Source organism: Parapusillimonas sp. JC17 (assembly GCF_052180245.1).
Classification (GTDB): Bacteria; Pseudomonadota; Gammaproteobacteria; order Burkholderiales; family Burkholderiaceae_B; genus Parapusillimonas.
On sequence record NZ_CP197474.1, the window covers coordinates 4,359,624 to 4,381,044 of the forward strand.

Annotated in this window: 20 protein-coding genes; 7 read left to right on the forward strand and 13 right to left on the reverse strand. The window is 63.3% G+C overall.

Going from position 1 to position 21,421, the window contains the following annotated elements; genetic code table 11:
* Window positions 1-5: 5 nt before the first annotated feature.
* Together ACSBPU_RS20915 and ACSBPU_RS20920 are read left to right on the forward strand one after the other, a co-directional pair.
* The gene (locus ACSBPU_RS20915) at window positions 6-1,064 is read left to right on the forward strand and encodes an NAD(P)H-dependent glycerol-3-phosphate dehydrogenase (protein WP_442593871.1); all 1,059 of its coding nucleotides are present in this window, start codon (window positions 6-8) and stop codon (window positions 1,062-1,064) included.
* A gap of 130 nt (window positions 1,065-1,194) precedes the next feature.
* Window positions 1,195-2,190, forward strand: coding sequence for a Bug family tripartite tricarboxylate transporter substrate binding protein (locus ACSBPU_RS20920; protein ID WP_442593873.1), 996 nt, complete (start codon window positions 1,195-1,197; stop codon window positions 2,188-2,190).
* An 88-nt stretch (window positions 2,191-2,278) separates the two neighbouring features.
* Here ACSBPU_RS20920 and ACSBPU_RS20925 read toward each other — a convergent pair whose 3' ends face one another.
* A complete protein-coding gene (locus ACSBPU_RS20925) occupies window positions 2,279-2,749 on the reverse strand; it encodes a tRNA (cytidine(34)-2'-O)-methyltransferase (RefSeq protein ID WP_442593875.1) in 471 nt (156 codons plus the stop codon).
* An 18-nt stretch (window positions 2,750-2,767) separates the two neighbouring features.
* Complete coding sequence (locus tag ACSBPU_RS20930; RefSeq protein ID WP_442593877.1) at window positions 2,768-3,538, reverse strand: ComF family protein; 771 nt, start codon at window positions 3,536-3,538, stop codon at window positions 2,768-2,770.
* Window positions 3,539-3,650: 112 nt separating this feature from the next.
* On the opposite strand from ACSBPU_RS20930, the gene ACSBPU_RS20935 reads away from it, so the two are divergent.
* Window positions 3,651-4,604 (forward strand): methyltransferase domain-containing protein, encoded by a 954-nt coding sequence (locus ACSBPU_RS20935; RefSeq protein WP_442593879.1) that lies wholly within the window; start codon window positions 3,651-3,653, stop codon window positions 4,602-4,604.
* Window positions 4,605-4,706: 102 nt separating this feature from the next.
* Here the strand turns inward: ACSBPU_RS20935 and ACSBPU_RS20940 are convergent, their stop codons facing one another.
* From ACSBPU_RS20940 to rsmB, 5 genes are all read right to left on the reverse strand, one after another.
* Window positions 4,707-5,825, reverse strand: coding sequence for an NADH:flavin oxidoreductase/NADH oxidase (locus ACSBPU_RS20940; RefSeq protein ID WP_442593881.1), 1,119 nt, complete (start codon window positions 5,823-5,825; stop codon window positions 4,707-4,709).
* Complete coding sequence (locus ACSBPU_RS20945; RefSeq protein ID WP_180069038.1) at window positions 5,825-6,520, reverse strand: response regulator; 696 nt, start codon at window positions 6,518-6,520, stop codon at window positions 5,825-5,827. The genes ACSBPU_RS20940 and ACSBPU_RS20945 overlap by 1 nt, the downstream gene beginning before the upstream one ends.
* Before the next feature lie 10 nt (window positions 6,521-6,530).
* Window positions 6,531-8,879 carry an ATP-binding protein gene (locus ACSBPU_RS20950; RefSeq protein ID WP_442598461.1) on the reverse strand — a complete coding sequence of 783 codons (2,349 nt, stop codon included), beginning with the start codon at window positions 8,877-8,879 and terminating at the stop codon, window positions 6,531-6,533.
* On the reverse strand, window positions 8,879-9,460 hold the full coding sequence (locus tag ACSBPU_RS20955; RefSeq protein ID WP_442593883.1) for a DUF4390 domain-containing protein: 582 nt from the start codon (window positions 9,458-9,460) through the stop codon (window positions 8,879-8,881). The genes ACSBPU_RS20950 and ACSBPU_RS20955 overlap by 1 nt, the downstream gene beginning before the upstream one ends.
* A gap of 80 nt (window positions 9,461-9,540) precedes the next feature.
* Window positions 9,541-10,905 (reverse strand): 16S rRNA (cytosine(967)-C(5))-methyltransferase RsmB, encoded by a 1,365-nt coding sequence (gene rsmB, locus ACSBPU_RS20960; RefSeq protein WP_442593885.1) that lies wholly within the window; start codon window positions 10,903-10,905, stop codon window positions 9,541-9,543.
* 132 nt (window positions 10,906-11,037) lie between these two features.
* Here rsmB and rimO point away from each other — a divergent pair, with 132 nt between their 5' ends.
* Complete coding sequence (gene rimO, locus ACSBPU_RS20965) at window positions 11,038-12,354, forward strand: 30S ribosomal protein S12 methylthiotransferase RimO (protein WP_442593887.1); 1,317 nt, start codon at window positions 11,038-11,040, stop codon at window positions 12,352-12,354.
* A gap of 47 nt (window positions 12,355-12,401) precedes the next feature.
* Here rimO and fmt read toward each other — a convergent pair whose 3' ends face one another.
* The gene (gene fmt, locus ACSBPU_RS20970) at window positions 12,402-13,364 is read right to left on the reverse strand and encodes a methionyl-tRNA formyltransferase (protein ID WP_442593889.1); all 963 of its coding nucleotides are present in this window, start codon (window positions 13,362-13,364) and stop codon (window positions 12,402-12,404) included.
* 64 nt (window positions 13,365-13,428) lie between these two features.
* Complete coding sequence (gene def, locus ACSBPU_RS20975; RefSeq protein ID WP_442593891.1) at window positions 13,429-13,941, reverse strand: peptide deformylase; 513 nt, start codon at window positions 13,939-13,941, stop codon at window positions 13,429-13,431.
* 109 nt (window positions 13,942-14,050) lie between these two features.
* On the opposite strand from def, the gene dprA reads away from it, so the two are divergent.
* The 3 genes from dprA to ACSBPU_RS20990 are packed head-to-tail and all read left to right on the forward strand — an operon-like array spanning window position 14,051 to window position 16,657.
* Window positions 14,051-15,250: a DNA-processing protein DprA gene (gene dprA / locus ACSBPU_RS20980; RefSeq protein WP_442593893.1), complete on the forward strand. Its 1,200-nt coding sequence runs from the start codon at window positions 14,051-14,053 to the stop codon at window positions 15,248-15,250.
* 19 nt (window positions 15,251-15,269) lie between these two features.
* Window positions 15,270-16,181: a hydroxymethylglutaryl-CoA lyase gene (locus tag ACSBPU_RS20985; protein WP_442598463.1), complete on the forward strand. Its 912-nt coding sequence runs from the start codon at window positions 15,270-15,272 to the stop codon at window positions 16,179-16,181.
* Window positions 16,178-16,657: a hypothetical protein gene (locus tag ACSBPU_RS20990; protein ID WP_442593895.1), complete on the forward strand. Its 480-nt coding sequence runs from the start codon at window positions 16,178-16,180 to the stop codon at window positions 16,655-16,657. Before ACSBPU_RS20985 ends, ACSBPU_RS20990 begins: the two co-directional genes overlap by 4 nt.
* 53 nt (window positions 16,658-16,710) lie before the next feature.
* On the opposite strand, the gene ACSBPU_RS20995 is transcribed toward ACSBPU_RS20990, so the two are convergent.
* The 4 genes from ACSBPU_RS20995 to ACSBPU_RS21010 all read right to left on the reverse strand — a co-directional run bounded on the left by ACSBPU_RS20995 (window position 16,711) and on the right by ACSBPU_RS21010 (window position 21,313).
* Window positions 16,711-17,727 (reverse strand): amino acid ABC transporter substrate-binding protein, encoded by a 1,017-nt coding sequence (locus tag ACSBPU_RS20995; RefSeq protein WP_442593897.1) that lies wholly within the window; start codon window positions 17,725-17,727, stop codon window positions 16,711-16,713.
* A gap of 85 nt (window positions 17,728-17,812) precedes the next feature.
* On the reverse strand, window positions 17,813-19,087 hold the full coding sequence (locus ACSBPU_RS21000) for a phenylacetate--CoA ligase family protein (RefSeq protein ID WP_442593899.1): 1,275 nt from the start codon (window positions 19,085-19,087) through the stop codon (window positions 17,813-17,815).
* Window positions 19,088-19,095: 8 nt separating this feature from the next.
* Window positions 19,096-19,932 carry an ABC transporter ATP-binding protein gene (locus ACSBPU_RS21005; protein WP_442593901.1) on the reverse strand — a complete coding sequence of 279 codons (837 nt, stop codon included), beginning with the start codon at window positions 19,930-19,932 and terminating at the stop codon, window positions 19,096-19,098.
* Between the two features lie 58 nt (window positions 19,933-19,990).
* Window positions 19,991-21,313: an ABC transporter substrate-binding protein gene (locus tag ACSBPU_RS21010; protein WP_180069014.1), complete on the reverse strand. Its 1,323-nt coding sequence runs from the start codon at window positions 21,311-21,313 to the stop codon at window positions 19,991-19,993.
* Window positions 21,314-21,421 lie beyond the last annotated feature (108 nt).

A 21,421-nucleotide genomic window follows, 5' to 3' on the forward strand; every position in this document is an offset into this window, starting at 1 on the left:
GCCTCATGAGCGCCGTACCGCCCCCCGTCCGCGTTTCCGTCATTGGCGCTGGAAGCTGGGGCACCGCGCTCGCGGCGCTGGCCTGCAAACAGGCCGGCGCGGTACTCTGGGCCCGTGACCCGGCACTGGCCCTGGAGATCCAGCGAACACGGTGCAACGGCCGCTACCTGCCTGAAATCCGGCTGCCCGACACGCTCGAAGCCACGTCCGACTTCAAGCATGCCTTGATGCATGCCTGCTCCGACCCGGCGCGCGGGCTCATCGTGCTGGGCGTTCCGGTGGCGGGCCTGCGGGATACCTGCATCCGGCTCGCCGACGCGTTGCGTCACCTTCCTCATGCCGGCCTGAGCATCGTCTGGACCTGCAAAGGCTTCCAGCCCGAAACAGGCGAACTGCCGCATGAGATCGCACGCGCCGCCTTCAAGGCGCTGCCGGCCGTCGGGCTGGGTGTGCTCTCGGGCCCATCATTCGCGCACGAGGTCGCCAGAGGCCTGCCCGTGGCCCTGACCATCGCCACGCTCGAGCCACGCACGGCGCAGGCGGTCACCGCCGCCATGCATGGCAATAGCGCACGCATCTACAACAGCGAGGACATCGTCGGCGTGGAAGTCGGCGGCGCCCTCAAGAACATCATCGCGATAGCCTGCGGCATTGCCGACGGCCTGGAGCTCGGCACCAATGCACGCGCCGCCCTCATCACGCGCGGGCTGGCCGAAATGCAGCGGCTGGGCGTCGCGCTTGGCGGCCAGGCGGAAACCTTTTCCGGGCTCACCGGTCTGGGCGACTTGGTCCTGACGGCCACCGGCCCTCTGTCGCGCAATCGGCAAGTCGGGCTGGCCATCGGGCAGGGCCGCAGGCTGGATGAGGTCCTGGCCGGCGGCATGACTGCCGAGGGGGTGCGCTGCGCGCAGGCCGCCAGGGACCTCGGCCGGCGCCATGGCGTCGATTTGCCCATCACCGAGACCGTGTGCCAGGTATTATTCGAGGGGCTCGCACCGCAGGAGGCGGTCACCGGCCTGCTGTCCCGCGTTGCCCGATCCGAATCACCGCTCGCTCCGCGCTAGGCCCGGGGTCAGACCCTGCAAGGGGTCTGACCCCTCATCACGTACGAATGACCTGGGGTCGGACCCCATGCGGGGTCCGACCCCTCCCTTTTCACAGCGTAGTCTTCTTTTTCTGAAACAAGGATATCCCATGTCACGCTCTCCCTCCACGCGCCGCTTGCGGGCGTCCATCCTGGGCCTGGCCGCGGCAGGACTGTTCGCCCTGTCCGCCGCCGCCCAGGCCGCCTGGCCAGACCGCCCGATCCAGATGATCGTTCCTTTCCCTGCCGGATCCTCGCCCGACATCCTGGCGCGAGCAATCGCCGAGCCCTTGTCGGCCGATCTCGGCCAGGCAATCGTCGTCGACAACAAGCCCGGCGCGGGCGGAAACATCGGCACCCGCTTTGCCAGCAAGGCAAAACCGGACGGCTACACCATTCTGCTCACCATCAACGGCCCCATGGTGACGGCCCCCACGCTGTACAAGAAGACACTGGGCTACGACCCCTTGAAGGACCTTGCGCCCATCACGCTGGTCGGCACCAGCCCGAACGTGCTGGTGGTGCCCGCCAACTCGCCCGCCGCCAACGCTCAGGAATTCGTCGCCCTGGCGAAAAGCAAACCCGGCGAACTGAACTACGGCACCGTGGGTCCGGGCAGCTCCTCGCACTTGGCGATGGCCATGCTGGAGCATCAGGCCGGCATCAAGCTGCAGCAAATTCCCTATACGGGTTTCCCGCAGATCATCACCTCCATCCTCGCCGGCGACATCCAGGCGGGTTTCATGGTGCCCGGCATCGCAATGAGCCAGGTCAAGGCGGGCAAGGCGAAAGTCCTGGGCATCACCAGCCTGCAAGCCAGCGACGTGCTGCCCGGCCTGCCGACCATGGCCGAGCAAGGCTTCAAGGATTTCGAATCGATTTCCTGGGACGCCATCTTCGTTCCGGCCGGCACGCCTGACGACATCGTCCAGAAGCTCAATTCCGCCATCCGCAAAGTCATCGACCGCGATGAGGTCAAGGCAAAGATGGCGGCACTGTATTTCACGCCCGCGGCCTCCACGCCCGAAGAACTGACCACGCTGGTGGTCAATGAAAAGAAACGCTGGGATGAAGTCATCAACCGGCTGGGCCTGTCGTTGGATTGACCTTGTCGGGGGTCAGACCCCGAATGGGGTCTGACCCCAACATCCGTCGCCTCAAGGGGTCAGACCCCGTACGGGGTCTGACCCCAACTCAAACGCTGCCCTGGTAGCCCGCCTGCCGCCAGGCCTCATAAACCGTGACGGCGACCGCATTGGACAGGTTGAGGCTGCGCTGCGCGGGCATCATGGGTAGCCGCAAGCGCTGCCCATCGGGAAACAGCGCCAGTTGTTCCGCCGACAGACCGGCCGTTTCCCGCCCGAACACGAACACATCGGCGGGTCGCAATGGCACTGAACCGATAAGGCGTGAACCTTTGGTCGTCATCGCGAAACAGCGCATGGGATCCCCGCCGATGCGGTTCAAGGCGGTCTGCAAGTCGTCATGCACCTGGACGCGCGCCCATTCGTGATAATCCAGGCCCGCCCGCTTGAGCTTCTTGTCCTCGAGCTCGAACCCCAAAGGGCGAACCAGATGCAGGTCCGCCCCCGTATTCGCGGCCAACCGGATCACATTGCCGGTGTTCGGCGGAATCTCGGGCGATACCAGAACGATATGAAACATGAACCATCCGTCAAAGAATCAATAAGGCGTGCGCGCCACGACCAGCCCGCACACCGAGGCCGCGCCCGCCTCCTTCAGGGCAAGCGCGATGCTGTGCAGCGTGCTGCCCGTGGTGAGCACGTCGTCCACGATCGCGACATGCAGCCCCGAGACATCGCCCACGCAGCGAAACAGCGAGCGCGCATGCAGGCGGCGCTCACGCCGGTTCAGGCGGGTCTGGCTTTCGCCGTCGCGTGTCCTGACCACCCATTCGGGACGGTAGGCAAGCCGCAATCGGCCGGAAAGGGATCGCGCGATCTCGGCGGCGGGGTTGAAGCCCCGCCGCAATACGGCGGCTCGGCTGGACGGCACGCAAACCAGGATTGTAGCCTCGGGAAGGCATGGCTCGGCATACGCCACCGCATCGGCCAGCAGCCCCGCCAGAACGCCGGCGCACATGAATCGTCCCCGACTCTTGAAGTAATGAATGAGCAGATCGCCCGGTGCCGCGTAATCGAAGGCGGCGATCACGCGGTCGAAAGCAAAGCCGCCGTTCAGGCAGTCGGGACAATGCATGCGGCCATCCAGCCGAAGGTGGCAGACCGCGCAACGTGGGCTGCCGTCCGTCATGGACGCAAGAAGCAGGGCTCGACAGTCGTCGCAGAGCTGGCCTGCCTTCGATGTGTCCTGGCATAGATCACATAAGCCGGACGCCATAGCGGGCAGTTGGCGCCACAGCATGCGGGGCATGCGCCGGAGAAGCGTGCCGCGCGCCGCAGCCGATTCGCGCAGGAAGTTCAGATACGCCATAATGATATCTACCGTTGCGGCCACCAGGCCTGTTCACGCCGACAGGCTCCATGCCTTTGGCCCCGCATCTGAGCACGAATCCCGTTTCAACGCCATTGTCCGCTAGCCATAAATGTCCCAGCCTCCCCGATTGCGCGTCAGCGCGTCTCATGTCAACCAGCAATTCGCCCGCCGCAGCCCCCTGGACGCGGCGCAGTTCCTGTACGGTGAAATCGCCCAACGCATGCTGCAGCGCCTGAGCTACATACGCATCAAGCCCATAAAGGTGCTGGATGCCGGTTGCGGCGCCGGGCACGCGCTCGAACCGCTGCGCGCGCAATACCCCGATATGGACTATTCCGGACAGGACGCCTGCAAGACTTTGCTCAACGTGGCGCGGGACCGCTATGTCGCCAAGCCCGGCTTCTGGCAAAAGCTGCGCAACAAGCCGACGCCGCCGGTCCAGTTCCTGGAATCCGACATGGCCGATTCGGGCCTGCCCGCGGAAAGCATGGATCTGGTCTGGTCGAATATGGCGCTGCACTGGCATCCGGAACCCCACAACGTTCTTGCCGAGTGGCGACGCATCCTGAAGCCAGGCGCGCTGGCCATGTTCTCATGCCTTGGGCCTGGTTCCCTGGCAGAACTGCGCGCCGCCGTGGAAGACGCGGGCCTGGGAACGCAGACACCACAGTTCGTCGATATGCACGACTTTGGCGACCTGCTGCTCGGACGCGGTTTCCTGGATCCCGTGATGGATCAGGAAATCATCACTCTGACCTATCGCACACCCGAAAAACTGCTGGACGACATGCGCATCCTGGGCGGCAACCCCAGCCTGGACCGCCGGGCAGGCCTGCCCGGCAGGCAATGGATGAAACGGCTGCTCGCGGCGCTCGAGTCGCAGCGCCATCAAGACGGCACCATACACCTGAGCCTGGAAGTCGCCTATGGCCACGCCTGGCGCTCGGCCGCACACCGCACGCCAGCCGGTGAAACCCGCATTTCCGCCTCGTCGATAGGCCGCGCAGGCGACGCGAACGGCCCACGCCCCACCGTCAGGCCGCGCAAACCCGACGAGCTTTAATGAGTGAGGGGTCGGAGGGGAGGGGTCAGACCCCGTACGGGGTCTGACCCCATGATTCCCTGCGCTTGTGGGGTCAGACCCATGGGTCTGACCCCTTACCTTTCAGCGCATGCCGAATGACGTGTTCAAAAAGATGGCGTTCCGGCCGGAAGGCAGCGAGCGCCAGTATTGCGGTGGCGCTTCCAGCTGCGCACCCAGCTCGGCGGCGGCATGCCATACCCAGCGGGGGTTGTACAGCATCGCCCGTCCCAGCGCGACCATGTCGGCCTGGCCCGCCGTCACGATATCCTGGGCCTGTCTTGGTTCGGTGATCAAGCCGACGGCCATGGTGGGAACACCCACCTGCTTCTTGACGGCTTCCGCCAAATGGACCTGGTAGCCGGGCCCGACGGGAATCTTCTGGCGCGGCGAGACGCCGCCGCTGGAAATGTCCAGCCAATCGACCCCGCTCTCCTTCAAGCGCAAGCCCAGCTCGACGGTCTGTTCTATGGTCCAGCCCGGCTCGTCCTCCAGCCAGTCCGTGCCCGACAGACGTACGCCGACCGGTATCGTGCCGGGCACCGCAGCCCGTACCGCATGGAAGACCTCAAGCGGAAACCGCATGCGGTTTTCGAGGCTGCCCCCGTATTCGTCGTTGCGCTGGTTGGAAACCGGCGAGAGAAACTGATGCAATAGGTAGCCGTGCGCCGCGTGCAGCTCGATGGCGTCGAAGCCCAGCCGTATGGCACGCTGAGCCGAAGCCACGAAAGCATCGCGGACGCGCGACAAGTCGCCGGCATCCATTGCCGTCGGCACAGCCTCGCCGGGCTTGTGCGGCACGGCGGACGGCCCCATGGGCTGCCAACCGCCATCGGACTCCGCCAGAAGCTGCCCCCCTTGCCATGGCGGCGCACTGGACGCCTTGCGGCCGGCATGGCCCAGCTGTATGGCGAGCTTCACCGGGCTCGCCGCCCTGACGATCTTCAGCAGCCCCGCCATGGCGGCTTCGTTCTCGTCGGACCAAAGCCCCAGGCAGCCCGGAGAGATCCTTCCTTCGGGCGTCACCGCGGTGGCCTCCAGGCACAACAGGCCCATGCCGCCCAGGGAAAGGCTGCTGAGATGGGCGACATGCCATTCATTGGCATTGCCGTCCTGCGCCGAGTACTGGCACATGGGAGAAACAATGACGCGATTCGGCAGAACCAGCCCGCGCAGGGCAATGGGGTCGAAAAGTTGAGCCATCAGTTGTTGGAGCTACTGTGCTTCTTGCGCGAGGAGTCGATGCCCAGCTGCTTGAGCTTGCGGTACAAGTGAGTGCGTTCCAGGCCTGTCCTTTCGGATACGCGCGTCATGCTGTGATTTTCGCGTCCCAGATGGTATTCGAAGTAGATCCGCTCGAATTCGTCGCGCGCATCACGCAGCGGCTGATCGAGCGAGATACCGCCCAGCAGGGAATTATTGAGTTCCGCCGCGGGCTCGGCGACAGGCGCCAAGGCTTCGGTGGTCAATGGCGGAAGATGGTCGGTGCGGCGTTCCGGCAACCGCGCGACGCCGGTTGGCGAGGGCGTGACGACCGGCTTGGCCAAAGCCGCCGCAATGGTCTTCAAGAGCTTCTGCAGCGTGATGGGTTTTTCAAGGAAGTCGACTGCGCCGATGCGCGTGGCCTCGACCGCCGTATCGACCGTGGCGTGCCCGCTCATCATGATGACGGGCATGTCGAGCAGGCCTTGCGAGCCCCATTCCTTGAGCAGGCTCACACCGTCCGTATCCGGCATCCAGATGTCGAGCAGCACCAGATCGGGCCGCGCCCGCAACCGCGCCGCACGCGCCTGCGCGGCGTTCTCTGCGAGTTCGACTGAATGTCCTTCGTCGTAAAGGATTTCGGACAAAAGCTCACGGATACCAATTTCGTCGTCAACAACCAGAATTCTGGCCATAAAGCGTCACCTACCTTTTTTCCGCATTATCGTTCCCTTGCCTTTCTTCGTCCAGCGAAGACGCTGGTTCGGCAAGGCGCGTCAAGAGGATGGATATGCGAGCCCCCCCTTCGCGACGGTTAGAAATATCGATGCGACCGCCGTGTTCTTCGATAATTTTTTTAACTATAGCAAGTCCCAGGCCTGTCCCGCTCGCCTTCGTCGTCACATAGGGCTCGAAAACCCGCGCCAGCACCTGCGAAGGGAACCCGCAGCCATTGTCCGTGATCGTGAGCCGCACGCCCGAACGCTGGCTTTCGCCCTCGGTGCCCGAATGCGTGAGCTTGGTCTGCACGTGGATGCGGGCATCGGCCAACGGCTGGTGCTGCGAGGCCGCGTCCCGCGCGTTGGCCATCAAATTATGGATCACCTGGCGCAGCTGGGTGGGATCCCCCTCGATGTCGGGTACGTCGCGATCGAAGTCGACATCGACATGCACGCTCTGGCCATCGTCGCGCACCATGCCGCCCGCGGGATCCCATCCGTACAGTGCCAGCACATCGGCAATCAACGCATTGATTTCGATGCGTTGCATCTGCGCGGGGGGCGTGCGCGCATACTCGCGGAAATCATCCACCATCTGCTTCAGCGAAGCCACTTGATTGACGATGGTGGTGGTCGACCGCATGAGCATCGCCGCGTCGTTATCGTTCAGCTTCCCCGCCAGCTTCATGGCAAGCCGTTCAGCCGACAGCTGTATGGGCGTCAACGGATTCTTGATCTCGTGCGCGAGCCTGCGCGCAACTTCGCCCCACGCGACCGTTCGATTGGCGGAAATCACCTCGCTGATGTCGTCGAACACGACCAGATAGCCGTTGCCCCGTCCATCGACCCGCAAGTGCGTTCCACGCGCCAACAGGGTGACAATGTGTTTTTTCTTTTCGTTGTCGTCCGCCGCCTCGAGCTCCAGCTCGAACTGCTGTTGCCAGTATTGGCGCTCGGAGCCGACGGCGGCATGGGCGGCGAAGGCCTGGCGGATGAGCTGGGACAGCGCGAAGGCGCCATCGGCGGTCTCCAGCGGCCTGCCCTTCACCGAACGCAGATCGGTGCGCAGAATGCTCTGCGCACCCTGGTTGAACATGCTCACCCTGAACATTTCATCGAACACCAGCACGCCCGAAGAGAGATTGCTCAGGACCGACTCGAGATAAACATTCGACCGCTCCAGCTGCTGCCGATTGTTCTCGACCATATGCCGGGCCTCGTCGAGCTGGCGCGTCATGGCGTTGAAAGAGCGGGTCAATTGCCCCACCTCGTCTTTCTCCGGCGGCTCGGGCAAGGGCCGATAATCGCCTACGCCGACCGCCTGGGTGCCGGCAGCCAGCGACAGCAGCGGCCGAACGAGCCTGCGCGACACCGACAGCGCAAAGACAATGGCCGCGAAAACCGCCAGGATAAGCGCCAGGGTCAGCGTGATGCCATACAGCTTGCGCAGCCCCAGGCGCGACAGGGCCAGTTCCTGGTAGTCCCTGAACCCTTGCTGGACCTGGTTGGCATTGCGTGCGATCTGCTCGGGCACGGGCTCGATCACCTGCAGCCAACGCGCATCGGGCGCCATGCCCAGCAAGGATGAAAACCGCTCCACCGTGTTGATGGGCAGGACCACGCGCAGGTGCAGCCCGGCCTGCGCCGCGCCCTCCCCATCCGGGCCTTTCGCCGCTTCGTCGACCTCGTCGGCCTCGGCCGCCGAATAGTAGCGCGCCACCCTCAGCTGATTGATGACCGACGCAGGCGGCAGATCGGGCAGCAATTGCCCGTAAGCCGAAGAACTGAAGGCGATCAGCCGCCCATTGCCGGTGAAGATAAGCGCTTCGGCCACGCCAGACGATTCGCGCAGCCGGGAAATGACCAGCGACATTTCGGCTTCATTGGCATTGCCCAGCTTCGCCGACATTTCCTTGGCGCGGGCATTCAGGTCGTCGAGCTGGGAATCGAGCGCCGCTCGCCCCAGGTTCAAGCCCGCCTCGAGCGCCGTATCGACACGCACGTTGAACCAGGACTCGATGGACCGCGACATGAACTCGACCGAGAGCACGTATATCAACGCCCCCGGCAGCACGCCGATCAGCGCGAAATACAAGGTGAACCGGGCGGTGAGCCTGGCGCCGAATTGCCTGCGCCGGATCTGGCGGAGCAGCCTTGCCGACAAGGCCAGCACCCAGAAGATCAGCGCAACGGCAAGTATCCCATTGAGCACCAGCAGCGTGTCGTACTGCTGCGCATAGCGCGACGCATTGCCCGTGGACCATACCAGCAAGGCAAGCAGCGCCAGCGCGCTGAGCGCCGCCACGACCAGCGCTGCCCGCAAGCCCCAGCGTATCAACGCTGAGGCTCGGCCACCGAGATTGAAAAATTGAAGTTTTTCCATGGAGTAGCAAGCGACCATGCGCTGCTGTTCAAGGCGTCGACCTGAAATGGCCGCGCCAGAAGCGAAGTATCGAGACGCACCCGGATGCGGCCCTCGTATGGCTCATCGTGCTCCAGGTCGCCTATGTCGGCGACCGCCCAGCCGCGAATGTTCCGCACCAGCGACAAGGCATTGTCCAGTGACGATTCGGGCAGTGAGAGCTCTCCGGTACCCACGCGCCATTGCCTGGTCAGCGCGTTATACACGATGCGCCATGTCAGTTGCTCGTCGACGACCACCTTGTCGAACCACCACCATCTTTTCGAAACGATCTTGAGATCGGCCGTGAAGTAAATGGGCACGCCTTTCTCGGCGGCATTGCGCAAGTCGCCCGCTACGTCCAGTTGGACATCGGCATCGATATAAAGCTTGCCCTCCCGAACCTGCGGTTCGACACGCAAAACGCGCTCGCCCGTCTCCTCCGTGCTGACCTCGGCGCACGCAGCCCCAGCCAACGCCAGGGAAAGGAAAACGGAAAACAGCAATCGCAGCATTCAGGGCCTATTAACGCTCAATAGGAAGATAAGGTCGATCATTACACATCGGCGGATGGGAAATCGTCATTTTTGACGAGTCACGCTCTCTTGGCAAACAAAGCATAAAAAAAGCCGTCGTGCGCCATTATGGGCCGTTCGGCCAGGGGCAGCATCTGGCCGGGTGCTTCCAGGCGCAGGGCATCGGCGTGGCGGTGCTGAAAATGCTGTGCCTGCTCTTCACACTCTTCCGGAAAAATAGAGCAGGTGGCATACAGAAGATGGCCGCCCGGCCGCAAGGCGCACCACAGTGCATCCACGATGCGGCGCTGCAGGGCCGAGGTCTTTGCGATGTCGGCCTCACGGCGAAGCCAGCGGATATCGGGATGGCGGCGCACCACGCCGGAGGCCGTGCAGGGAACATCGGCAAGAATCGCGTCGAAGGGTACGCCGTCCCACCATGACTCGAGCTCGGCGGCATCGGCCTGCTTCAGGGAAACGTCGCCGCGGTCCAGCCCGAGCCTGGCAAGGTTTTCCCGCACGCGCCCGAGCCGGGCGGCATCGGCATCGATCGCCAGCAAGCTGAGGTCGGCTCGTTCAAGCAAATGCGCGGTCTTGCCGCCGGGAGCGGCGCAGGCATCGAGCACGCGCATGCCCGGCGTCAAGGGCAAAAGGACACCCGCCTGCTGCGCGGCGTAATCCTGAACGGAGAACCAGCCCTGATCAAAGCCGGGAATGTCCTGCACCGGGCTGGGCGTGCGCAATGTGATGGCGTCGCCGCCCCGATGAAAAGCCGGCATGCCCGACGCATCGAGGGCGTCCAGCATTCCTTGAACGGTGGTCCGCCGCGCATTCACGCGCAGCGTCATCGGCCCCGGCTCATCGGATGCCTTCAGCAAGGCTTCCCATTGCTCAGGATAGGCCTTGCCCAGGCGCCTGACCCACCAGTCCGGAAAATTGAAGCGGGCTTCGAGAGAATCCTTCGCCTGCGTTAAAATAGCATTGCGTTCTCGAATATAGTTCCTGAGCGTTCCATTCAATAGCGCTTTGTAGGCACGCATTTTCGGTTGCGCCGACACCGCAGTCACGGCCTGGTCAACCACGGTATGCACGGCATACACGGGCAAGTGGCGCGCAGCGGGTTCGTCCTTCTGTGCCTGTTCGTCCTTCTGTGCCTCATGCTCTACAGCGGTTTCGAGCAGTGCCAGCGACACGAGCAGCAAGGCATCGAACAGCGGGTTGGGCGGCTTGCGGCTGACCAGAATCCGCCTGGCATGGCGGGCCTGCCCCAATTTGCGCATGGCATGAAATGACACCGCCTGCGCCGACGCCCGCAATTCGGCTGGCGTTGCGGCGAGGCTGTCCGACAACGACCTGCCGGCCAGCACGTCGCGCACATTGCGGGCGCTGGCCAGCAGGGTGTCGGATAAGCTGATGCTTCGATGCCTGGAAGAATTAAGATGCACGACGGCAAAAATCAGTATGAGTGGCTTTGAATCGGACTTTATCATCAAAAACGGGCGCGGCCGGACCATGGCGGACCCGGCAACCGTTAAAATTCTTTTCTTTTCCGGGGCACGGCCCCCACGAGGTTATCCATGAGTTCCCCAAAAGTCGGCTTCGTCAGTCTGGGCTGCCCGAAAGCGCTGGTCGACTCCGAGCGTATCCTGACGCAATTGCGCACGGAAGGCTATGCCATCACACCCGACTACGACAATGCGGACGTCGTCGTCGTCAATACCTGCGGCTTCATTGACAGCGCGAAGGCCGAATCCCTGGAAGCCATCGGCGAAGCCATTGCCGAGAACGGGAAAGTCATCGTGACAGGCTGCATGGGCGTGGAAGAGAACCTCATCCGCGAAGTGCATCCGGCCGTGCTGGCCGTCACCGGCCCACAGCAGTACGAGCAGGTCGTGCGTGCGGTGCACGAGGCGGCCCCGCCCAGCATCGAACATGATCCGTATGTCGATCTGGTGCCTCCCCAGGGCATCAAGCTGACCCCGCGCCATTACGCCTATCTGAAGATCTCGGAAGGCTGCAACCACCGCTGCAGCTTCTGTATCATCCCGTCCATGCGCGGCGACCTGGTCAGCCGCCCCATAGGCGACGTCATGGGCGAGGCGGAACGCCTCGTCAAGGCAGGCGTGAAGGAACTGCTGGTGATCTCGCAGGACACCAGCGCCTACGGCGTCGACGTCAAGTTCCGCAGCGGCTTCTGGAACGGGCGCCCCATCAAGACCCACATGACGCAGCTCAGCGAAGCGCTTTCGGGTTTTGGCGCGTGGGTGCGCCTGCATTATGTGTATCCTTACCCGCACGTCGATGAAGTGATCCCATTGATGGCGGACGGCAAGATCCTGCCTTATCTGGACATTCCTTTCCAGCATGCCAGCCCCCGTGTCCTGAAAGCCATGAAGCGGCCCGCCTTTGAAGACAAAACGCTGGCACGCATCAAAAGCTGGCGCGTAGCCTGTCCGGACTTGACCTTGCGCTCTACGTTCATCGTAGGGTTTCCCGGCGAAACCGAAGAAGACTTCCAGTATCTGCTGGACTGGATGACCGAAGCGCAACTCGACCGCGTCGGCTGCTTCCAGTATTCGCCGGTGCAAGGCGCCAAGGCCAACGAACTTTCCGATCACGTCCCCGACGAAGTCAAGCAAGACCGCTGGAACCGCTTCATGGAGCATCAGCAGCGGATTTCCTCAGAGCGTCTCGCGCAGAAGATCGGCCGTGAAATCGACGTGATCATCGACGAGATCGACGAGGACGGCCCTATCGGCCGGTCCAGCGCCGATGCGCCTGAAATGGACGGCAGCGTGTTCGTGGAAACCGACAAGACCCTCGCGCCGGGCGATATCGTCCGCGTACGCGTCACCGACTCGGACGAATACGACCTGTACGGTACGCAGGTTTAGGGGTCAGACCCCATGCGGGGTCCGACCCCGGCAAACCAAGGAAGGGGTCAGACCCCGGATGGGGTCTGACCCCCCGGCTGCCAGCCCTGCACGAAGGCCGACACGGGCTGGCGCTTACCGCCGGCCTTTTGCAGCTCCAGAAGACGCAACACGCCATCGCCGGTCGCAATGTCCACGCCTTCGGCCCCGACCGACAGAACATCGCCCGGCTGCTCCGCCGGCTTGCCGGGAAGCGCCGCCGCCCGCCAGACCTTGACCGGGTCGGCCAGGCCGGGCAGGCGCATGGTCGAACCCGGCACCGGATCGAAAGCGCGTATGCGCCGCGCCAGTTGCACTGCCGGCAGTGTGAAATCCAATGGCGACTCCGATTTTTCCAGCTTGGCGGCGTATGTCGCGCCCTCGGACGGCTGCGGCTCCGCGTGCAACGCATTTGCCCCGGCGGCTTCGATCGCCTCGACAATCGCCCTCGCGCCCACCTGCGCCAGATCATCGTGCAGGCTGGCGGCAGTGTGCTCCGGCGTGATCGGCACGACGCGGGTCAGCAGCATGTCGCCGGTGTCCAGGCCCTGGTCCATCTGCATGATCGTGACGCCGGTCTGTGCGTCGCCCGCTTCGATCGCGCGCTGTATGGGAGCGGCGCCACGCCAGCGCGGCAAGAGGCTGGCATGGATATTGAAGCAGCCGCGGGCCGGAAGATTCAGCACCCATTCGGGCAGGATGAGCCCGTATGCGGCCACGACCATCAATTCGGGCTGCGCATCGAGCAATGCCTGGCGCGCAGCGGCGGCATCTTCGGGATACTTGCCATCGAGCCGAAGACTGCGCGGCTGGCAAACGGGAATGCCCGCCGCCAGCGCACCCTGCTTCACGGCGCTGGGCATCAGCTTCAGGCCCCGTCCGGACGGGCGGTCGGGCTGGGTCAGGACCAGGGGCACCTGGTGCCCGGCCGCCAGGATGGCATCCAGCGCCAGGCGGGCGAATTCAGGGGTTCCGGCAAATACGATACGCATAATGAAAAAAGGCCGATGCGCTGAAACGAACCGGCCATCATGAAAAAGTGGATGGGGAGCGGGATCAAGCCCTGAGCGCTTCGCGCTCCTGCTTGCGCAGCCGCGTCTTGATGCGGTTTTGCTTGAGAACGGAAAGATATTCCACGAAGACCTTGCCCAGCAGATGGTCGAGCTCATGCTGCACGCAGACGGCGAGCAGGCCTTCGGCGTCGAACTCGTAGGTTTCGCCCTTTTCGTTCAAGGCCCGAACGCGTATGCGCGCAGCGCGCTCGACCTCGTCGTAGACGCCGGGCACCGACAGGCAGCCTTCTTCGTAGACTTGCTTTTCATCGCTCTTCCAGATGATTTCCGGGTTGATGAGCACGATGAGCTCGTTGCCTTCTTCGGAGACGTCGATGACCACCACGCGCTCATGCACGTCGACCTGGGTTGCGGCAAGGCCCACGCCCGGCGCGGCGTACATGGTTTCGGCCATGTCGCGCACCAGTTGGCGGATACGGTCGTCGACCACCTGGACCGGCTTTGCAACCTTGTGCAAGCGGGTGTCCGGATAGCGAAGAATGGAGAGCAAAGCCATGAAGAAAATCTCGAGATTCGTGTAAGCCTCTATGATAAAACAAAGTTTTGACTATGACCATTCAAGGCGCCGGCCTCCCGCTGAACCCGGCCTTGTGTCAAACTAGGATATGCCCCTGACCCTGCCCACAGACGAACTCTCCTCCTGGATACGGCTATCGCTCGAGCCCGGCCTCGGCCCGGCGCAAGCACGCGGCTTGTTGGCCGTCGCCGGGCTTCCCCAGGACATCTATGCCTCTTCAACCAGCCAGTTGACGAAGCTGCTGTCCCCGCCTCTCGCCCAGCAGCTCAAAGCCGCGCCCACGGACGAAGTCCGGGGCGCCATCGACGCCACCCTGAAATGGCTGGACCATCCGCAGCACCACATCCTGACGCTCGCCGACCCTGGGTATCCAAGGTCTTTGCTGGACATCCATGATCCGCCCCTGCTGCTGTACGTAAATGGCGCCGTGTCCCTGCTATCCCGCCCGGGCATCGCCATTGTGGGCGCGCGCAGCGCGACAGTGGCCGGCACGGACAATGCCCGGGCGTTTGCCCGCTATCTTGCTGAACAAGGCTGGAGCATCGCCAGCGGCCTCGCTCTCGGCATCGACGCCGCCGCACACGAAGGCGCGCTCGCCGCCGGCGCTCGTGGCGGAAGCACCATTGCGGTGCTTGGCACCGGCATCGATATCGTCTATCCGGCACGTAATCGGGAACTCGCCCATCGCATCGCGGGGGAAGGCGCGCTGGTCTCCGAATTTCCACTGGGCACCCGCGCCTTGCCTTATCAATTTCCCAAACGGAACCGGCTGGTCGCGGGGCTGTCTCGGGGCGTCCTCGTGGTCGAGGCCGCTCGCCAAAGCGGCTCGCTCATCACCGCAAGACTCGCCGCGGAAATGGGGCGTGAAGTCTTCGCCATTCCGGGCTCCATCCATTCACCGCTGTCGCGGGGCTGCCATGCCCTTATCCGGCAAGGCGCCAAGCTGGTCGAATCGGGGCAGGACATCCACGAAGAATTGGGCGCGCCGGGCCTTGCGTCCTCAACGCAGGCGTCGCCGGCATCGAACAATGCCTCTTCTTCCTGTACGGCATCCGCGTCGCCCGACGGCGACGCCGCGCGGCTGCTGGAGACGCTCGGCTACGATCCGGTCCACATCGATCAACTGGCGGCGCGCAGCGGCATGGACCTGCCCCGGCTCAATGCCTGCCTGCTGGAACTCGAACTGTCAGAACATGTTTTTCGGCATGACGATGGCCGCTTCCAGCGGCGCGGGACCGCAGTGGCGCCGGCGGGTCAAAGGCTTTATGATGACCGGCAATCCTCATGAATTCATCGCGAACGCCCACATGTCCCTGCCCAGCAAAGTAAAGATCGTGGAAGTCGGCCCGCGCGACGGGCTGCAGAATGAAAAGCAGTTCATCGACACGGCCGTCAAGATCGAACTGGTCGACCGGCTCAGCGCCGCCGGCTTTCCCAATATCGAATCCGCCTCGTTCGTATCGCCGAAATGGGTGCCACAAATGGCCGACGGCACAGAAGTCATGCAAGGCATACAGCGCAGGCCGTCCACCATCTACTCGGCGCTCACACCCAATATGCGCGGCTTCGAGGCGGCGCTTGCCGCCGGGGTCGACGAAGTGGTGATCTTCGGCGCGGCCAGCGAAGCCTTTTCCCAGCGCAACATCAATTGCAGCATCGACGAATCCCTGATCCGGTTCGAACCGGTCGCGCAGGCGGCGAAGTCTGCGGGCGTGCTCCTGCGAGGCGCCATCAGCTGCGCCTTGGGCTGCCCCTACCAGGGCGAGACCCCTGTAGCCTCCGTCGTCAACGTCGCCCAGCGCCTGATCGCCATGGGCTGCGACGAAATCGACGTGGCAGACACCATCGGCACGGGCACGGCACGGCGGGTGGGCGAGGTCATGCGCGCGGTCACCGAAGTCGTCGACCCGGCGCGCGTTTCCGGCCACTTTCATGACACCTACGGCCAGGCGCTGGCCAACATACTGGCCGCCATGCAGGCCGGCATCACGATTTTCCACAGCTCGGTCGCCGGCCTGGGAGGCTGTCCTTACGCCAAGGGCGCCACGGGCAACGTCGCGACCGAAGACGTGCTGTACATGCTTCATGGCATGGGCATCGAAACCGGGGTCGACCTCGACGCCGTCGCCGACATCGGCCAATGGATCTCCGGCCAATTGGGGCGCAAGTCGTCCAGCCGCGCCGGCTCGGCCCTGGCGGCCCGCAAGGCGGCCGCATGAATCTGCTGGGCCACCAACGTCCCAGCGCCGAAGAACATGCCCAACTGATGCAGGAACTGGGGCCTCTGCCCCTCAGCGGCGTGGCCTGGCCTAAATGGATCAAGGCGCTTGCCTGTGCCGTCCTGGTGTTCATCGGCGTGCAAATCGCCATCACCGCGGCAGGGCCCGTCGGGCAAAACATCAGCCCTATGGTGGCAGGCAGCATCATGCTGTGCTTCGTCGGTCTGGTGGTGCTTGCCCGCTACATGCTGGTGTCGGTGACCAGCATCACGCATGAAGGCATACGCCAAACCTGGCTCGGCCGTCGGGAAGTCGATTGGCAGGACATCACCTTCGCCAAATTCGTTCCGCTGCTTGCATCGAAGCGCCTGATCTGCTTCACCAGCCGGGGCCGGCCGGTGGTGTTCCAGGCGGGTACCCAGGAACTCCAGATCGCGTTTGCGCGGATTGCGCTGGTGTACAGGCGGCGCAGGTAGCTGCGGGTCTGCATAGGGGTCAGACCCCGTACGGGGTCTGACCCCTCCAACACTTACCTTATCGGCAACGCATACATCAGCCCGCCATCGGTCCATTGCGCATTCAGCCCGCGCTGGATCTTCAGCGGGCTGCCCTGGCCAACGTTGCGCTCGAAGCTTTCGCCGTAGTTGCCTACCTGCTTGATGATGTTGTAAGCCCATTTTTCGTCCAGGCCCATGTTCTTGCCCGAACCTTCCGTCACACCCAGCAAGCGCATGATGTTCGGATTGTCGCTCTTCAACTGCTCATCCACATTGCTGGAGCTGACCCCCAGTTCCTCCGCGCCCACCATCGCGTGCAGCGTCCATTTGACGACGTTCAGCCAGGCATCGTCCCCCTGGCGCACGAAGGGGCCGAGAGGCTCCTTGGAAATGATCTCGGGCAGCACCTGGTAGTCATCCGGATTGGACAGCTTCGAAATACGTATGGAGGCCAGGCCGGATGCATCCGTCGTGAAGACATCGCAGCGCCCCGCAGCAAAGGCATTGACGACCTCGTTGAACTGTTCGATGACCACAGGCTTGTAGGTAACCTTGTTGGCTCGCGCCCAGTCAGCCATCGTGTTCTCGTTGGAGGTGCCGGTTTGCATGCATACCGAAGCGCCGTCGAGCTCTTTCGCGCTCTTGACCCCTAGCGACTTGGACACCAGGAAGCCCTGACCGTCATAGAAGTTCACGCCCGCCGAGATCGCGCCCAAGGCCGTATCGCGCTGCTGCGTGACAGTGGTGTTGCGGGCCAGCAGGTCGATCTCGCCCGATTGCAGGGCCGTGAAGCGCTGCTGTGAATTGAGCGGAACGGCCTTGAATTTGGACGCATCACCGAGAACAGCCGCCGCCACCGCGCGGCAGACGTCGACATCCAGCCCCTGCCATTCGCCCTTCGAATCGGGTGCCGAGAAGCCGGCGAAGCCGGTCGTCACTCCGCACTGCACAACGCCGCGCTTTTTGACGATGTCCAGCGTATCGGCCTGCGCGGCTTGCGCCACGGCGAACACAGCCATTACACCGAAGGCGTACTTGAACTTGCGCATAACATTCCCCTGTAAGAAACAACGTGGATTTCCGCTGCATCTTACTGCAAAGCCGATGGGGGCCACACCTCATATGCTTATGGCATCATTCGTAACGGCGTATGTCGTCGATGACCTTTCCATCATTGGGCAGCGTGCCGGGTGCGACCGGCTCGATATCGGCGCGCAGCTTGGTAAGCTCCCGGACCGAAGCGGCCAGCTGATCGAGGACTTCCTGTCGGGGTTCCGGCAGTTCGACTTTCAGCACCATGACATCGCTGCCCGGCGAACCGCTGACCACCAACCTTAGCCGTCCGACCTCGGGATGCCGCTTGAGCACACCGGCCACCTGCCCGGGATGCACGAACATGCCTCGCACCTTGGTGGTCTGGTCGGCTCGGCCCATCCAGCCCTTGATGCGCAGATTGCTGCGGCCGCAAGGCGACTGCCCGGCCATCAAGGCGGACAGGTCGCCCGTGCCGAAGCGCACCAGAGGGTAGTCGGGATTCAGCGTCGTGACCACGACTTCGCCCACTTCCCCGGCAGGCACGGGCTGGCTCGTGCCCGGCCGGACGATTTCCAGGATGATGTCTTCGTTGACGACCAGGCCCTCACGCGCAGAGGTTTCGAAAGCGATCATGCCCAGGTCGGCGCTGCCATAGGCCTGGTAGCCGTCGATTCCGCGACCCGCGAACCAGTCGCGCAGCGATGGCGGAAAGGCCTCGCCGGAAAACAGCGCGCGCTTGAGGGAGGGCAGCTCGACGCCTTGCTCATCGGCTTTCTCCAGGATGATCTTGAGAAAGCTCGGCGTGCCCGTATACCCGGAAGGGGCCAGATCGGCGATGGCCTGGACCTGTTGCTCCGTCTGCCCCACGCCACCCGGAAACACCGTGCATCCCAAGGCATGGGCCGCCGTCTCCATCATCGAGCCGGCCGGCGTGAAATGATAGGAGAAGCAGTTGTAGACCAGGTCGCCCTTGCGAAAACCCGCCGCATAGAGCGAGCGGGCGAACCCCCAATAGTCCGGACGGGCGCTTTCGGGCTCGTAGATGGGGCCGGGCGATGCGAAGACTCGCAAGGCGTCGCCCCATCCTATGGCGGAAAACCCACCGAAGACTCGGCTTGAAGAAGGCTGCCCCGACGGCCCGCCCTGCTGCCTCATGGCCAGCTGCGCCTGCAGCAGCTCGCTCTTGCGTATGACAGGAATGCGTTCCAGGCCGGAGCGGCTGCCGGCCGCCTGCGGATCCACGCCCTGCAGCTGCTGCGCGATGGCCGGCGCCCGGGAACGGGCACGTGCCAGGAGAGCCGGCAGTCGGGAGAAAAGCTCGCGCTCGCGTTCCTCGGGGGAGATCGCCTCGCGATCCTGATAGTATGGATTCATGACAGGCCCTAAGCCAGCCAGCGCTTGCGCCGCCGGTAGAATTTGGTGTCTCGGAAGCTCTTGCGTTCGCCGCTGGACACGCCCAGGTAAAACTCCTTGACGTCTTCGTTCTGGGCCAGTTCGGATGCCCGGCCGTCCATCATTACACGGCCGTTCTCCAGAATGTAGCCATAGTCGGCATAGCGAAGGGCGATATTGGTGTTCTGCTCGGCCAATAGAAAACTGACGCGCTCCCGCACATTGAGGTCGCGGACGATCTCGAAGATTTCCTCGACGATCTGCGGGGCCAGCCCCATGGAAGGCTCATCGAGCAATATCATGGTGGGATTGGCCATCAGCGCGCGGCCGATGGCCGTCATTTGCTGCTCGCCGCCCGATGTATAACCCGCCTGGCTCCCGCGCCGCTGCTTGAGCCGGGGAAAGTACTGGTAGACTTTTTCCAGTTCGGCATTGAGATCGCCGCGGCTCAACGAGCGCGTGTAGGCGCCCGTCAGCAGGTTTTCTTCTATCGTCAGGTGTGCGAAGCAGTGGCGGCCTTCCATGACCTGCACCACGCCCCGCTTGACCAGATCGGCCGGCGTGAGTTTTTCGATGCGTTCTCCGCGATAGTCGATGCTGCCCTTGGTCACGTCCCCGCGCTCGGCCTTCAACAAATTGGACACCGCACGCAGCGTCGTCGTCTTGCCTGCGCCGTTCGCGCCCAGCAAGGCCACGATGCGGCCTTGGGGCACGCATAGCGATACGCCCTTCAGGACCAGGATCACGTGGTTGTAGATGACCTCGATGCCGTTGACGTTCAGGAGAATGTCCGGCACCTGGGCCGTAGCCGCTTCGTTCGTACTCATGATGACCGCCATGGTTGGGGCCGGGCCGGCGCGGACGCCTTGCCGGCCCGATGCACAATCAGCCCGCGCAGTTGCGAACTTCCAGCTTCTTCTCGGCGGCGTACTTGGCGCCTAGCTCTTTCACCAGCGGCTGGACATAATCCTTGTTGGATTGATACCAGTCGGAGACGATGTTGAACTTCGCGCCGTCCCACTGGATGATGCGCGCCCAGTCGTCGCCCATGTGATTGCTGCAGCTGGTCTTGACCGGACGCATCAGCTTGGCGAAGCCCAGTTCCTCCAGGCGTTCCTGCGTGATGTTCAGGTTCTCGAAGCCCCATTGCACCTGTTCGGGCGTCATGTGCTTGCCCTTGCCGAATTTTTCCTGTGCGGTACGGATGGCTTCGACCTGCAGCATCGAGATCATCATGCCGCGGGTATGCGCGATACTGCCCACGTACTTGCCCTGGGTGTCGGAGCCCTGGCCTTTGTCGTACACATGCTTCTTCAGGTCTTCGTGCACGCGGCCATGGTCGGCGCTGTTGTGTATGGTGATTCCGTTATACCCTTTCGCGACCTGCCCCAGGTCATTGAGGTCGGTTTCAGAGCTGGCCCACCAGATGCCGTACATCTTGTCGCGCGGATACCCCACGGCCTGTGCCTCGCGCACGGCGGTGGGCGTCATGATGCCGGCGCTCCAGAGCAGCAGGTAGTCCGGACGGCTCTGGCGTATCTGCAGCCAGGTGGACTTCTGTTCGACTCCGGGCGCGGTCACCGGATACAGCAGCAGCTCGAATCCATTGGCCTTGGCGCGCGACTGGAGCAGGACGATGGGCTCCTTGCCGTAGGGCGAATCGTGATAGACCAGCGCGATCTTCTTGCCCTTGAGCTTGTCCTCGCCGCCGACTTTCTTTGCGATATCCTGGATCATGACGTCGGCCGCCGTCCAGTAGGTGCCCAGCAAGGGGAAGTTCCACTTGAACACGGATCCGTCGGCGGACTGCGACAGGCCATAGCCGACGGTTTCAATGGAGACGCCATCGACGATCGCCTTATCGGTCAGGGCGAAAGTGATGCCGGTGGACTGCGTATCGAAGCCCGATGCGCCGCCATGCTTGGCCTTCAGGCGTTCATAGCATTCCACGCCCTTGTCCGTCGCATAAGCGGTTTCGCATTCCTCGTAGACGATTTTCACGCCATTGATGCCGCCGTCGCGCTCATTGACCAGCTTGAGGTAGTCCATTTTCCCGTCGGCCCACGGAATGCCCAGGGGCGCGAATGAACCTGTGCGATAGGCCAGCAACGGTATGAATTGCTCCGCCGCCGCAGCGGGAAGCGAAGCGGCGGCCAGCGAACCGGCGACCGCTGCCATGGCAACTGCGTATTTAAGGGAAACCTTCATCTCCAACTCCTCCGTGGTGTCTGAATGCACCGTTGTGTTTCAGCGTAGCCAAAACAGGCCAGCCGCCTCGTTATTCCGCTTCCCGCCCTTTGCCCGCATTGCCGCCTT